At 33.0% G+C, this 14,526-nt stretch carries 11 protein-coding genes; 9 read left to right on the forward strand and 2 right to left on the reverse strand.

Features of this window, described 5'->3' with window-relative positions:
- Positions 1 to 129 precede the first annotated feature (129 nt).
- Positions 130 to 1,647 carry a helicase HerA-like domain-containing protein gene (locus NLJ00_RS02850; RefSeq protein ID WP_256636157.1) on the forward strand — a complete coding sequence of 506 codons (1,518 nt, stop codon included), beginning with the start codon at positions 130 to 132 and terminating at the stop codon, positions 1,645 to 1,647.
- Positions 1,648 to 1,812: 165 nt separating this feature from the next.
- Here NLJ00_RS02850 and NLJ00_RS02855 read toward each other — a convergent pair whose 3' ends face one another.
- Positions 1,813 to 3,156, reverse strand: coding sequence for an FAD-dependent oxidoreductase (locus tag NLJ00_RS02855; protein WP_256636158.1), 1,344 nt, complete (start codon positions 3,154 to 3,156; stop codon positions 1,813 to 1,815).
- A 456-nt stretch (positions 3,157 to 3,612) separates the two neighbouring features.
- On the opposite strand from NLJ00_RS02855, the gene NLJ00_RS02860 reads away from it, so the two are divergent.
- The 7 genes from NLJ00_RS02860 to NLJ00_RS02890 all read left to right on the forward strand — a co-directional run bounded on the left by NLJ00_RS02860 (position 3,613) and on the right by NLJ00_RS02890 (position 10,020).
- Positions 3,613 to 4,206, forward strand: a complete 594-nt coding sequence (locus NLJ00_RS02860; RefSeq protein ID WP_256636159.1) for a GNAT family N-acetyltransferase — start codon at positions 3,613 to 3,615, stop codon at positions 4,204 to 4,206.
- Positions 4,207 to 4,278: 72 nt separating this feature from the next.
- Positions 4,279 to 4,818 (forward strand): hypothetical protein, encoded by a 540-nt coding sequence (locus tag NLJ00_RS02865; RefSeq protein WP_256636160.1) that lies wholly within the window; start codon positions 4,279 to 4,281, stop codon positions 4,816 to 4,818.
- A 35-nt stretch (positions 4,819 to 4,853) separates the two neighbouring features.
- A complete protein-coding gene (locus NLJ00_RS02870) occupies positions 4,854 to 5,645 on the forward strand; it encodes a helix-turn-helix domain-containing protein (protein WP_256636161.1) in 792 nt (263 codons plus the stop codon).
- Between the two features lie 74 nt (positions 5,646 to 5,719).
- Positions 5,720 to 7,228: a class A beta-lactamase-related serine hydrolase gene (locus NLJ00_RS02875; RefSeq protein WP_256636162.1), complete on the forward strand. Its 1,509-nt coding sequence runs from the start codon at positions 5,720 to 5,722 to the stop codon at positions 7,226 to 7,228.
- A complete protein-coding gene (locus tag NLJ00_RS02880) occupies positions 7,215 to 7,739 on the forward strand; it encodes a nuclear transport factor 2 family protein (protein ID WP_256636163.1) in 525 nt (174 codons plus the stop codon). The genes NLJ00_RS02875 and NLJ00_RS02880 overlap by 14 nt, the downstream gene beginning before the upstream one ends.
- Positions 7,740 to 7,961: 222 nt before the next feature.
- Positions 7,962 to 9,419 carry a serine hydrolase gene (locus NLJ00_RS02885; protein WP_256636164.1) on the forward strand — a complete coding sequence of 486 codons (1,458 nt, stop codon included), beginning with the start codon at positions 7,962 to 7,964 and terminating at the stop codon, positions 9,417 to 9,419.
- A gap of 151 nt (positions 9,420 to 9,570) precedes the next feature.
- The gene (locus tag NLJ00_RS02890) at positions 9,571 to 10,020 is read left to right on the forward strand and encodes a hypothetical protein (RefSeq protein ID WP_053472536.1); all 450 of its coding nucleotides are present in this window, start codon (positions 9,571 to 9,573) and stop codon (positions 10,018 to 10,020) included.
- Between the two features lie 140 nt (positions 10,021 to 10,160).
- On the opposite strand, the gene NLJ00_RS02895 is transcribed toward NLJ00_RS02890, so the two are convergent.
- Positions 10,161 to 12,548 (reverse strand): penicillin acylase family protein, encoded by a 2,388-nt coding sequence (locus NLJ00_RS02895; RefSeq protein WP_256636165.1) that lies wholly within the window; start codon positions 12,546 to 12,548, stop codon positions 10,161 to 10,163.
- Positions 12,549 to 12,664: 116 nt separating this feature from the next.
- Between NLJ00_RS02895 and NLJ00_RS02900 the strand changes: the two genes are divergently transcribed.
- The gene (locus NLJ00_RS02900) at positions 12,665 to 14,221 is read left to right on the forward strand and encodes a hypothetical protein (RefSeq protein ID WP_256636166.1); all 1,557 of its coding nucleotides are present in this window, start codon (positions 12,665 to 12,667) and stop codon (positions 14,219 to 14,221) included.
- Positions 14,222 to 14,526 lie beyond the last annotated feature (305 nt).

Raw genomic sequence — 14,526 nt, forward strand, 5'->3', positions numbered from 1 at the left:
AAAAAGCTGCGAATTTATTTTTTATGTTTATTTCAATCAAAAAAAGCATTTTCCTACTAAAAAAAAGATAGTTATTTTGTTAAAAAACCAAACAAAACCCTTATAATCATCTAAATTACAAATAAAAACATGAATAAAAAAGATAATTTCATTCAGGACATAAACAACGGTTATTCTGCTAAGGGCGACTCTATTATTTTGGGTGGTGCAATTTTAGATGGTGAAGCAATTGCTGAGGCTCACGTAAAAATTCCTTTAAAAACATTAAACCGCCATGGTCTTATTGCCGGAGCAACCGGAACTGGAAAAACAAAGACAATTCAGGTTTTTTCTGAGCAGTTATCAAATGCCGGAATTCCTGTTTTAATGATGGATATTAAAGGTGATTTTAGTGGTATTGCAAAAGAAGGAAAAGAGGAAGGTTTTATTATAGAGCGCCACGCTAAAATAAATATACGTTATAATGTAGCTGCATTTCCGGTTGAATTAATGTCGCTGTCTAAACAAAACGGAGTTCGTCTGCGTGCAACGGTTTCTGAATTTGGTCCAGTTTTATTTTCGAGAATTTTAGATTTAAATGATACGCAAGCCGGAGTTGTTGCTGTTATTTTTAAATATTGTGATGATAAACAAATGCCTTTGTTGGATTTAAAAGATATTAAAAAGGTTATCAATTATATTACCGAAGAAGGAAAAGAAGAAATCGCAGCCAGCTATGGCAAAATTTCAACTTCTACAACCGGAACGATTCTTAGAAAAATTATTGAACTGGAGCAGCAGGGCGGAGATTTGTTTTTTGGCGAATTGTCTTTTGAAACGGATGATTTAATGCGAATTGACGAAAACGGAAAAGGTTATGTAAATATCATCCGCTTGACGGATATTCAGGATAAACCAAAATTATTCTCCACTTTTATGTTAAGTCTTTTAGCAGAGATTTATCAAAAAATGCCGGAAAAAGGAGATGCAGAACAACCAGAATTGGTAATCTTTATAGACGAAGCGCATTTAATTTTTAATGAAGCCAGCAAAGCGTTATTAGAGCAAATTGAAACGATTGTAAAATTGATACGTTCAAAAGGTGTCGGAGTTTATTTTGTTACTCAAAATCCAATGGATGTTCCGAGTGGAGTTTTGGCACAATTAGGATTAAAAATTCAGCATGCACTTAGAGCTTTTACAGCAAATGATCGTCAGGCGATTAAAAAAACTGCAGATAACTACCCAACTTCTGAATATTATAAAACCGATGAATTGCTGACAAGTTTAGGAATTGGAGAGGCTTTGGTAACGGCTCTAAACGAAAAAGGAGTTCCAACGCCGCTTGTGGCTACAATGATGCGTGCGCCGCAAAGTAGAATGGATATTTTATCGGCTTCAGAAATTGATGAAATAAACGGAAAATCGAAACTGGTTAAAAAATACGCTGAGGAAATTGACCGCGAAAGTGCTTTCGAAATCTTAACTAAAAAAATAGCTGATGCTAATGAAGTTGCTGCTCAACAAGAAGAACAAGCTCCAACAAAATCTTCAAAATCAGAACCAAGCACTACAGAGGTTGTTACAAAATCTGTACTGAAAGTGGTAACAAGCGCTACTTTTATAAGAGGTGTTTTTGGCGTTTTATCAAAATTCTTAAAAAAGTAAAAAAGTATTAAACCATATAAGTTATATAAGTTCATTTAATTTATATGTCGAATTACAGTAAGTATCTAAATATCAAACCCGACAGGTTTTAAAAATCTGTCGGGTTTAATTTTTATTCGTAAAGCATTTTATATTAACTTATATCACTTATATGGTTTAAAAAAATTATGCTTTTTGCAGTAAATCCAGGATTTTATTTTCCACTTCTGGTGAGTTCCAGATATTTTCTATGTTATCCAGTTTTAAAACTTCTTCCATAATTCCGTTTTGGAAATCTCCAATTGCCAAAGCTTCGGCATATGGGCGATCACTAAAAGTAACGCGGCTGTAAAGCGGAATCCATTTATCCGGATGTTTATCTGAAAATACTTTTTCTATTTTCTTTTGTAATAAGAATTTTTCATCTGCTGTTTTGGTACTCATTTCCATGAAATTTCGGTACGAAAGTTCCGCAATTGCATCGGCATTTGGTTTGCGTGAAATTTGATATTCAGCGAAAATCTTTTTCCAGTCGTTTCCAAATTTCTCAATCATTTCGTTCAGAACCGTAATATCTTCAAAACCAGCATTCATTCCTTGCCCGTAAAAGGGAACAATAGCATGGCAGGCATCTCCAATTAAAGCGATTTTATCTTCATAAGTCCACGGAAAACATTTCATGGTTACCAAAGTACTTGTTGGGTTTTTAAAGAAATCATTTGCCAGTTCGGGAATCACTTCAATCGAATCCGGGAAATTTTTCTCAAAGAAATCTTCCACCATTTTACGATCTGTAAGCGACTCAAAAGAATTAGCTCCTTCAAAAGGCATAAATAAAGTACAGGTAAAACTTCCGTCAAGATTAGGAAGCGCAATTAACATGTACTCGCCTCTTGGCCAAATATGAAAAGAATTTTTATCTAATTTATGTGTTCCGTCAGCATTTGCCGGAATATTCAATTCTTTATAACCCATATTTAAAAATTCCTGCGAATAATTAAACATACTCTGACGCTGCATTCTGTGGCGGATTCTCGAAAAAGCTCCATCGGCACCAAAAACCATATCGTATTTTCGTTCTTCCCACTCTCCTCTTTCACTTTCGCCAATATGCAAAGTTGCATCACTCAGCGTTACATCCCAGATTTTTTGTTCAAAATGAAATTCGGCTCCGGCATTTTCGGCTAAATCAATCATTTTACGGTTTAGCTTTCCTCTGGAAATTGAATAAATCGATTCGCCTTCCTGTCCATAATTCTGAAAATTGAGTTTATCGACTAAATGAATGGCACGTTTATCCATAGGAATTGCAATTTCCCGAACCGCATCTCCTATTCCAACGCCGTCTAGCGCTTTCCAACCACGATTAGACATTGCAAGGTTAATAGAACGGCCGGAAAAATTTATTTTTCGAATATCAGGGCTGCGATCATAAACATGAACTGTGTGACCTGCTTTTTTAAGATAAATTGCCAACAGCGATCCTACAAGTCCAGAACCTACAACAGCAATTTTTAGTGAAGTTTGCATCGGGGAAAATCTAATATATAAGATCGTAAAAATAAGTAATAATTGTACATAAGCTTTAAATTACAACAAATATTTAACCTTAAACACCAATATTTAGCTGGGCATCTACAACCATTTTCATAACAAATTCCTGTTTTATTAGATTTATTTAGATTTTCTAAAGAAGTAATTTCGTTTAAAGAAAAATCTTAAATGAGGAAAAAATCTCGCAAAGTCGCAAAGGGGCAAAGTTTTTTAAAACAATAATAAGCTACTGTTTGTCGTTTCGACGAAGGAGAAATCTCCACGAGTAACTCCGCAACGAGAATCTAATCTTTGTCGAGCTTCATGCGGAGATTTCTCCTTCGTCGAAATGACATAAAATGAAAAAAACCTTTGCGTCTTCGCGACTTTGCGAGAAACTCTCTCCAGCATTAAAAAAACTTAATTCAAAAAGACATTAATAAACCAGCCAAGATGAACAGCGAAATTTTACAATCCGAAATCATTTTAGAAAATGAAAAAGTATTATTAATTCCGTTTGAGAGCGAAAGAAACATTGAACTCAAAGAAATTATTTTTGATGACGAAATCTGGAAATATATGGGAATGTATGTTCGTAACGATCAGGATTTCGAAAATTACATTCAAAGTACCTTAAAACAAAAAGCTGACGGAATTTGTTATCCATTCCTTATTATAGACAAAGCTTCAAATAGAGTGGCCGGAAGTACCCGTTATGGTTATTTAAATCAGACGAGTCAAAAATGTGAAATTGGCTGGACCTGGTACGGAAAAGATTTTCAGGGAACTGGTTTAAATAAAGCCTGCAAATACGAATTACTAAATTTTGGCTTCGAAAACATTCAATTTAAAAGAATACAATTCAGCGCTGATCTTGAAAACTTAAGATCACAAAGAGCCATTGAAAACTTGGGAGCTTTAAAAGAAGGCTTATTTAGAAATAATTATATCGATTCTGAAGGAAACAGTAAAGACGATGTTTATTATAGCATAATTTTAGAGGAATGGCAGCATACTAAACGGGATTATTTTGGTGAATTTGTATAAAAATCACTTCCTGTGTTTATTAAAAAAAGTAATACATTAGCTTGATATAAACTTATCTTTTCTTCGTAACCCATGAAAATTAAAACTTATTTAGTTGCACTTCTTATTCTGGTTTCTTTTAATTTTTATGCGCAGTCAAAAATGCTAACCGGCTCTAAACATTTAATAAGGTTGGAAATTCCTAAAAACTGGGTTCAGGCTGAGAACGATCAAATTCCTTTTTTAATAAGGCCTGACGAGAAAAATAGCAGCGACGATACTTATATGTATGTTTATGGATTAGATTATCAATCGCCGCCTGATTTAAATTTATGGATTGAAGGAAATAGTTTGGAATTAAAAAATGACATTCCTGAAATAAAGATTGGTGAATTAAATTACAGCTTTGAAAATTTAAAGAAAGATAACTTTTTAACCGGACGTTATAAAGTTGTAAGCTACATATATCCTAATTTTAAAGAAGAAGCTTTATTGGTTATTGAATCTAAAACCACTATTATTACAGCTGTTTTAGCTGCAAAAGATCATGCTGAATTTAATAAATATCTTAATTCGTTTAAAGAGCTTGTAAATTCAATAAAGATAAATGCCGCGAAAGTAACATTTGAATAAATTTTCAGAAAAACAATTCAAACTAATAATCAAAAATGAACCTCTACTCAGAACATTATGTAACCCAAAAAGCTGAAAGGTTCGTCAATAAAATTTGGTGTTTAGACAACAGCATCGGCGAAAGCCTGATTGAAAATAAACTCGTTTTACCAAACGGCTGTTTTAATCTTGCCATTGTAACTGGGAATGCTATAGAAGTTCATACGAGTAAAAATAAATACGAAATGAACGAAGGTGTTTACTTTTGTTCGCAAATGACCAATAAAGTTTTGGTGAATATTCAGCCGAAAACCAAAGTTACTATAATACAGCTTCATACATGGACGCTTTCTATGTTTCCGAAATATGATTTAAGTAATTTTACAGATTCTATTCTTAAAATTAATCCTAAAGAATTGCCTTTTAAAGTTCAAACTGATGCCGAAATTGAAACTTTATTGAACACCATAAATACTTATTTTGAGGAATTGTCTGATTTACATTCAGATAAAAATATAATCGAAAAAATCTGCGAAATCATTAAAAATCAGGAAGAAATTTCGGTTTCAGAAATTAGTTCTGATTTAAAATCATCACAACGATTGCTGCAAATTAAATTTAAAACAGCAACCGGACTTACGATTAAAAAATACATTCAGATTTTGAAGTTCAGGAAATCGGTTGATCAAATGGTAAATTCTGATTTAGAAAAACTAAAACTAACCGATGTTGCATTGTACAACAAATATTTTGATCAATCGCATTTTATAAAAAAGTTTAAAGATGTAACGAAAACAACGCCAAAGATGTTTGATCCCAATTCGTATTTTCTTTCGCAAAAAAGGTAAGTTTTCGCTTTTATACTATTTTTCATATTTTGATTGATGTAATATTGCAAATCATTAATCATCAATCAATCACAATGAAAATCAATCACACTTTTTTTCAATTAAAGTTTATTTTAATTGGAATTTTACTTTTTCAGATCCAATTTGGATTTTCCCAGGAAACCGAAAACTCAGCTTTGTACAAAACCATTATGTCAAAAGACAGTCTTCTTTTTAATATTGGTTTCAACACTTGCAACATCAAACAATTTGAAGATTTATTAACTGAAGATTTTGAGTTTTTTCACGACAAAGATAGTATTTCAGACAAAGGTCGATTTTTAAAAACTCTAAAAAACGGATTATGCGGATCGCCGACAACGTATCAATCCCGAAGAGAATTAGTTGACGGAAGCACAGAAATTTATCCGCTTTACAAAAAAGGTGTTTTGTATGGTGCGATACAAATAGGAACGCACCGTTTTTATGAAACTTCGGCGGGAAAGCCGGAACAATTTGGAAGCATAGCAAAATTTACCCACGTTTGGCTTTTAAAAAATAAAGATTGGAAATTAGCTCGATCATTGAGCTACAATCATCAAATGACAAGTTCTGCACCAACGAAATCAAACCTTTTTGATAATGACGATTTAACCGAAAAATGGCTGAAAGAAAACAAAGTTCCAGCTTTAGGAATCGGCATTATTACAGATGGAAAACTGAAACAGGTAAAAGTTTTTGGTGAACTAAAAAAAGGTGTTACCGCGCCATATAATACCATTTGGAACGTCGCTTCTTTAACAAAACCTATTACTGCAGTTACTACTTTAAAATTAGTAAGTTCAGGAAAATGGGATCTTGACGAGCCGCTTTACAAATACTGGACTGATCCTGATATTGCAAATGATCCAAATTTAAAATTATTGACTACTAGAATTGTTTTAAGTCATCAAACCGGTTTCCCAAACTGGCGATTTTTAAACGAATCTAAAAAACTGGATTTCAAATTCAAACCCGGAACAAAATATCAATATTCTGGCGAAGGTTTTGAATATCTGCGAAAAGCGTTAGAAAAAAAATTCCATAAAACATTAGAACAATTAGCTTCTGAATTGGTTTTTGAACCGATAAAAATGAATGATTCGCAACTTGTCTGGAATGACAAAATAGATCTTTCGAGATATGCTGTTAACTACGACAACAAGGGAAATGCATATGAACCAACAAAAAACAAAACTGCAAACGCCGCCGACGATTTATTAACGACTATTGAAGATTACGGAAAATTTCTTTGCAGTGTTTTAAACGGCGATGGCTTGAGTAAAAAAGTGTTTGACGATATGAACGCGCATCAGGTGACAACTAAAAAAGATAAATATTTTGGTCTTGGTTTTGAGATTTATGATTTCGGAAACGGAGAATATGCTTTATCACACGGAGGCGCAGATCAAGGTGTTCAAACGCTGTTTTTTATACTTCCTAAAACAAAGCAAGGCCTTGTTGTTTTTACCAATGTTGATGACGGTTATAAAGTATATAAAGATTTACTCTTGCATTATCTTGGAGAAAACGGGCAAAAACTAATCGATATTGAAACGAAATAATTCTCCCGAAAATCAATATTCTAAAACTACAGCTATGCCAAAAATGATCAATATATTAGTTCTCTTTATGTTATTTTTAAGAAGAGAAGCTATTGCGCAAACCAATTCAGAGATTTTAAAAATGGATCTTTTAAAAACTGAAATTATTAAAATGGACAGTTTACTTTTTGATGTTGCATTCAATCAATGCGATGCTGCCCTATTTAAAAAAATAATTTCAGAAGATGTTGAGTTTTACGATGACCGTTCTGGATTGAACATCTCCCAGGCAAATGAAATCAAGTCGTTGATTTCAAAATGCGAGAACCCAAAAAAATTAACCAGAAAATTAAATTCCTGTACAATTGATAAATTAGGCGATTTTGGAGCTGTACAATTAGGAGAACACACTTTTTATGTTGATGGCGTTCCAAAAGGAACCGGGAAATTTGTTCATATTTGGGAAAGGAATGGTAAAGATTGGAAATTGAAACGAATTGTGAGTTACGAGCATAGACCTTATAAAAACTAACCCCTAGTTAATACTCAAATTCTTTTTTAGTAAATGAATGAAAAAAATCGATGAATGTTGAAACCAAATTTTAATTCAATCGTCTAACATTTTAAGCATCCGAATTTATTCAAGTAAAAAAAATCGTACTTTCGATTTCATTTTTATTGAATATCTAATTGTTAGAAGTTTCAATCATCAATCAAAACGCATCATTCATTAACTAAACCCATAACCAGGATTATGAAAAAATCAATCAAACTCATCGCACTCTGCGCAATACTATCGTTTTTTACAATAACTACTTTTGCGCAAGATAAAGCAAAACAAATCGAAGATCTTTTAGCTAAATACACTGAATACGGACAATTTAACGGATCTGCGTTAGTGGCAGAAAATGGAAAAGTAATCTTTAAAAAAGGTTTTGGCCAAGCTAATATGGAATGGAATATTCCAAATCAACCTGATACTAAATTTAGGTTAGGTTCTATCAGCAAACAATTTACGGCGTTTTTAATTGTAAAACTGGCTGAAGAAGGAAAAGTAAAACTTGATGTTCCAATCACAACTTATTTACCGGATTATCCAAAAGAAAAGGGTGATAAAATCACGATTCATCATTTGTTAACGCATACATCCGGAATTCCGAATTATACTTCTGTACCAAACTTTCTTAGAGAAAAAAGCCGTAACCCAAGTACTCCTGAAGAGTTTGTAAAAACGTTTAATAAACTGCCTCTGGATTTTAAGCCAGGCGAAAAATTTAGTTACAGTAACTCAGGTTACTTTTTATTGGGTTATATTATCGAAAAAATTACAGGAAAAACATACGAGCAATATTTACAGGAAACTATCCTTACACCTTTAAATCTGGTAAATACAGGTTTTGACCATAGCGAAGTTATACTTAAAAACAGAGCTGCCGGTTACGAAAAACAAGGCAAAAACTATGTTAACGCTTCTTTTATTGACATGAGTATTCCGTATGCTGCAGGATCTTTATACTCAACTGTAGAAGATTTATATCTTTGGGATCAGGCGCTTTATGGCAATAAAATACTTTCAGAAAAATCAATGGAATCTTTATTTAAATCTTACATCTCGTCTGGAAATGAAGGTTATGGATACGGATGGTTTTTATCTGAAGAGAAAATTGGTGGTAAACAATATAAAATTATAGAACACGGCGGAGGAATTAACGGATTTAACACAATTATTTCCCGCGTGCCTGCTGATAAAAATTTAGTTGTTTTACTGAACAATACCGGAGGAACGGTTTTAGGCGAAATGAATGAAGCTATTCGTAATATTCTATACAACCAGCCATACAATCAGGCAAAAAGATCAATGGCTCTTGAACTTTTAGAAGTTTTTAAAACCAAAGGAACAACCGCTGGTGTAGATACTTATAAGAAATTGAAAAACGATCCAACTTATGGTATTAAGGAAGGAGACATGAATAATGTTGGCTACCAATTATTGCAAACTGGAAAAAAGAAAGAAGCTATAGAAATTTTTAAAATTAATGTAGAAGCTTTTCCAAAATCAGGAAATGTTTATGATAGTTTGGGCGAAGCTTATTTAGCCGATGGAGATAAAAAACTGGCTTTAGCCAATTATTCAAAATCTGTTGAACTTGATCCTTCAAATGAAAATGGAAAAAAAGTCGTAGAAGAACTTTCAAAAAATAAAGCAAAATAATTTTTAGAAAATCTCTTAAATCAACTCCGGTAAAATCGATTCAAAATCTTTTTTATCGGAGTTCTTTTTGTTATAACTTGTAACATTCAAACTTGATCATTTATCATAAAAAATATTATTTTAGCCGTACCCAAAACAACTAAAATAACCTATGAAAAATCTAAAAAAGCACGCTTTTCTGGCTTTATTTCTATGCCTTTTAATCCCAACTATTTGTATTTCGCAGACAAATTCTCCATCTGCAAAAATGCCCTCACAGCAAAATAAAATCATAATTGATAAAATCGTCGAAGCGGCTCATTACAAAAATTATGTAATTGATTATTGCCTTTCTAAAATAAACGAAGCTTCGGCAAAAGAAGGCTGGAACGAACAAAAAGCAATGGAAATTACGGAAAGTATCAATTACAAAAACTTCAGGGATGCGATCTACAATCTTTTTGTTGTCTATGACGAAGTTGAACTGGAAACTTTGCTAAAAGCATACGAGAAAGATACTGCCTATCAAACCCAAAATATTATGACGACAAGTAAAGTACTTACTAATAACCTGAATATTTTTGCTAATGATATTGTGAAGGGGAAGTATATTTCGAAGTAAAGGTTCTGATTTTAGGCTCAAAGGGACAAAGTAACAAAGGCTCAAAGGTTTTTAAGTCTCAACATCTTTGTCAAAGTTTAAAACTTTGACAAAGATTTCGCAGCGCAAAACTTGAAACCTGAAACTTGAAACAAAACAAACTATCCTTTCGGTTTCAAAACCAGTTTAGTCGACGTTTTTATAATTTCCTCTTTATTCAATTTCATTTTTCTAAACTTTCCGGCGTTGTACATTTCTGCCTGATCGCTGTAATGTTTGCTGAACGGATTTCCTGATTGTCCCGTTGGCAGAATACTCCAGCTGTTTTCAATATCAGAGAAATCTACAATTCTTCTCGTTGAAGGTCCGCCTTTTACATAATACTTTCCTTCATTGGTTAAACCGAAAAATAAATTATTGATTACTTCATTTGATCCCGGAGAAGCAAAAGGCCCAACATTAAATAAACCACGAAGTGCTGCCACTTTTCCTAACGGATGTTCATGTTCAACCGTATGAACTTCGCCCCATTTCCAGTCAGAAATTGTATTTCCTAATTGTTTTTGAAGATCTGAAATGGCTTCATGAAAAGATTTTGAAACGATGTCTTTTCTGGTTTCTTTTACATTTTTGGTTTTGATATTATCCCACCAAACCGAATTTTCATTTTTAACCTGATTGGCGATAACCTGTTTCCCAACAGAAATTCCCAAAAACATATTAAAATTGTCTTCGCCCATTTCGTCTTCAAAAGTATTTTTCAAATAAAGATAAACCCATTTATTATAAATCGTTGGCGCAACATCTTCCAGGTTTGTAGTTCCCTTCCAGGATTTTAAAACTTTTATGGCTTCTTTTTCTGATGCCGAAATCGAATTAAGATCAATATTCGAAATTAGGTTTTGAACCGTTCCAACTGCAACTTCCGATGTATTATCGTAAATCATTTTGCTGATTGCTTCTTTATCCCAGTCTGATTTTGCATCCATTAAACCAGAAATTCTTTTCGCACGATCTTCCGGCAGGTAATATCCCGGATATAAAAAACCGTCGATTGGTTCCGGCTGATTATTGGCAGAATATACATAACCCCATTTCGGATTTTCAGCCGATGGGTTTTTAGAAAAATCTAAATATTCTACAATATCATCTTTCCCACTTGAACCGTCTAAAATTAAATGTGTATTTACCCCTTTGTTATGTTTATATAATTTCCCTGTCGCCCACCAACCTACATTTCCTTTGGCATCGCCGTACATCACATTCAATCCCGGCGCAGCAATTAAGCTCGCGGCTTTTTTTAAATCGTCTTTGTTTTTAGCATGCGACAAACCATAAGCAGCATCCAGAATTTGAATGGGCTGATGCGTGTAAGTCCACAACATTGCAATTGGATTTTTACGATCCAATCGTTCCAGCAAATCATTCATAATTGGTCCGTGTCGGCTTGACTTAATCGTCAGCACAACATCCGAAGTATCTTTTACTTTAATTGTTTTTTTTCTGATTTCGTAATTCGCAAAACCTGTTGGTGTTTGATATTGATTAGAATCACCGTCTTTATTTTTTTCCTGATAAAAATCGATGTCATCATTTTCAAACATTGTTAAACCATAGGCATAATCGCGATTGTGCGCCAATAACGGAAACGGAGTTCCTGCCAGATAACAGCCATATAATTCATGTTTGGGAGTTACAATATGTGCTTCGTACCAAGTTGCCGGCTGTGAAAAGCCAATATGCGGATCATTGGCAAAAATTACTTTTCCGCTCTTTGTTTTGTGCGGTCCCGCAACCCAGCTGTTACTTCCTATAAATGGAGGAATTGGCGATTTGTCCAGCAACACAGTAATTGATTTTGAAACAGCGGTATAATCTTCAATATTTTTTTTTGAACTTTTGATCTGCGTCGTATTGAATTCGCCTTCAATCCCTAAATCTTTCAAATATTCGACTCCATATTTATTTTTAATATCAGTCAATAAAGGATCTGTTTTTTGAGCCATTGCAAAACTAAAAGACATATATCCGAAAATATTATAAACGTCTTTTATCGTGAATTTTTCTTTTTTTACGCCGACCAATGTAAACTCAATTGGTGTTGTTCCTTCTTCTAAATATTGATTAATTCCGTCCAGATACGCTTGTGTCAATTTATAACTTTCGCTGTTTTTATCTAATTTGGCAATGGCTTTCGCCGAAGCCTCTTCGATACCAATTCCGGCAAAAAACTTATCATTTTTAAGCGCAACAGATCCGAAGATTTCCGATAATTTTCCCGGAGCAATTCTGCGAAGCAATTCCATCTGCCATAATCTTTCCTGTGCGTGAACATACCCAAGCGCCGTCATGGCATCTTTTTCAGAATCGGCATAAATATGAGGAACTCCATATTCATCAAAATATACCGTGGTTTCTTTCTCGAGATTCTTTAATTCTAATTCTCCTTCATACTTGGGTTTCAAATGAAAAATATAAGCACATAAACCTATTCCAAGTACAACAATAAGCAACACTAAAACCAACAGAATTTTTTTAAATCTTCTCATATTTTGCAAAAGTATAAACCGTAATGTTTGTAAAATGATGTAACCAAAATGAAGAATAATGTAATAATCATCCTTTTTTAAAGCCTAAATTTATGTATTTAAAATCAATCTTATAAATGTCTATATATAAAAAAATAGTAATCGGTGTAATTTCCCTTTTCCTGCTTGTGATTTTGGCAAATATTGGCCTGAATTACTGGATTAAAAAACAGCTTCCGATTATTATTCACGAAAAAAACAAAACCGTTTATAATATCAATTACGAAAAAATTGAAGTTTCTCTTTTTTCCCGAAATATCTATGCAGAAACATTATTAGTGAGTCCGAAGAATCAGCCGAAAGACAGCAAAAATGGGCTTTTCTCTAAAATTGAATCTATTACAATAAAACATTTTAATATTTGGGATTTGGCTTTTCGCGATATTATTCAGGCTGAAAGTATTATCATCAATAAACCCAGAGTCATTTTATATAAAAAAGGTGAAAAATTGTTAAATAACAGCAAAAGCATTAAAAGCGAAATATTTGAGCCTTTCCGTAAAATTGTTGCCGTTTCAAATATTTACTTAAATGACGGAACAATCGATGTTGTTTCTTTAGATACTCAAAAACCTATTTTCAGCATTAAAAAAATCATTCTGAAATTAGAAGGAATTCTGCTTACAGATGCCACTTTAAAAGAAAAAATTCCGCTGCAGTATAATAGTTATGCCTTGGTTATTGATAGTTTATTTTACAGACCAAGTGCTTTTTATCATATTAATATTGGAAAAATAAGTACCGAGAAAAACTTTTTAAAAATCAATAATTTCTCTAATCTTCCGCAATTTAAACGCCCCGATTTTATTAAGCGTTTAGATAAAGAAAAAGACATTTACACTTTGAAATTCGACTCGGCTCAAGTTTCAAAAATGGATTGGGGTTTTAAAAATGATCGTTTTTTCTTTAAAGCAAATTCACTTGTAATCAATCATTTTGATGCGAATATTTATCGCGGAAAAATGCCAAAAGATGATTTAAGCAAAAAATATCTGTACAATCATTTATTGCGAAATATAAAATTCCCGCTTCAAATTGATACTTTGCAGGTTCTCAAATCAAAATTGGTTTACGAAGAAGAAATTGATTTCTCGAAAGGTCCCGGAGTTTTAAATTTCGACAAATTCAATTTGCAGGCAACAAACCTTCGAAGTGGTTTTGGTTTGAAAAAAACAAACGATGTCAAAATTAAAGTGAAATGTATTTTTATGAAAACTTCACCTCTTAATGTCGATTGGAGTTTTAATGTTCTGGATAAAAATGACGGTTTTCATATTCAGGGCGTGATCTCGAATTTTGATGTTCGTGCGATGGGGCAATTCAGCAAACCTTATATGAATGCGTCTTTCACTGGAATTTTTAATAAATACCGTTTTAATTTCTACGGAAATGATAATATTTCAAAAGGAAATGCTTCTTTAGATTATGACGATTTAAAAGTAAAACTATACAAAAAGAAGCATCCTGAAAAAGAAGCCAAACTTAAATCGGCAATTGTTAATTTGCTTGTCAAAAACGATTCAAAAGACAAAGCTAAAACTGCCGATGTTGAAATTGAAAGAATTCAGGAAAAATCATTTTATAACTTTTTATGGAGAAGCATTGCTGAGTCTTTGAAGAAGATTTTGATATAAATGCATCTACGTCAATATAGCCTGCGGTTTCAGCCGCAGGAACACAATATATTTCCGTAAAGAAATTCCATAACGCATTCTTATAATACGTTGCCCGTGGTTGAAACCACGGGCTATATTGAAAAAATATACGCAAAGAAAACATAGCCTCCGGTTTCAACCCCAGGAACACAATCAATATCCGTAATGATTATCCGTTTTAAAAAGTTAATGGATTAGTGTTATTTTTTCGCCACGAATTACACGAATTTTCACGAATTAATTTTTAAAATCCTGCGAATAAAAATTAGTGGAAATTCGTGTAA

This window comes from Flavobacterium panici, assembly GCF_024499525.1.
GTDB classification, from domain to species: Bacteria; Bacteroidota; Bacteroidia; order Flavobacteriales; family Flavobacteriaceae; genus Flavobacterium; species Flavobacterium panici.

What these genes read in the sequence shown, in the direction of transcription:
- NLJ00_RS02850 (WP_256636157.1), top strand. Translation starts at nt 130, where the DNA reads ATGAATAAAAAAGATAATTTCATTCAGGACATAAACAACGGTTATTCT.
- NLJ00_RS02855 (WP_256636158.1), bottom strand. Translation starts at nt 3,156, where the DNA reads ATGCAAACTTCACTAAAAATTGCTGTTGTAGGTTCTGGACTTGTAGGA.
- NLJ00_RS02860 (WP_256636159.1), top strand. Translation starts at nt 3,613, where the DNA reads ATGAACAGCGAAATTTTACAATCCGAAATCATTTTAGAAAATGAAAAA.
- NLJ00_RS02865 (WP_256636160.1), top strand. Translation starts at nt 4,279, where the DNA reads ATGAAAATTAAAACTTATTTAGTTGCACTTCTTATTCTGGTTTCTTTT.
- NLJ00_RS02870 (WP_256636161.1), top strand. Translation starts at nt 4,854, where the DNA reads ATGAACCTCTACTCAGAACATTATGTAACCCAAAAAGCTGAAAGGTTC.
- NLJ00_RS02875 (WP_256636162.1), top strand. Translation starts at nt 5,720, where the DNA reads ATGAAAATCAATCACACTTTTTTTCAATTAAAGTTTATTTTAATTGGA.
- NLJ00_RS02885 (WP_256636164.1), top strand. Translation starts at nt 7,962, where the DNA reads ATGAAAAAATCAATCAAACTCATCGCACTCTGCGCAATACTATCGTTT.
- NLJ00_RS02890 (WP_053472536.1), top strand. Translation starts at nt 9,571, where the DNA reads ATGAAAAATCTAAAAAAGCACGCTTTTCTGGCTTTATTTCTATGCCTT.
- NLJ00_RS02895 (WP_256636165.1), bottom strand. Translation starts at nt 12,548, where the DNA reads ATGAGAAGATTTAAAAAAATTCTGTTGGTTTTAGTGTTGCTTATTGTT.
- NLJ00_RS02900 (WP_256636166.1), top strand. Translation starts at nt 12,665, where the DNA reads ATGTCTATATATAAAAAAATAGTAATCGGTGTAATTTCCCTTTTCCTG.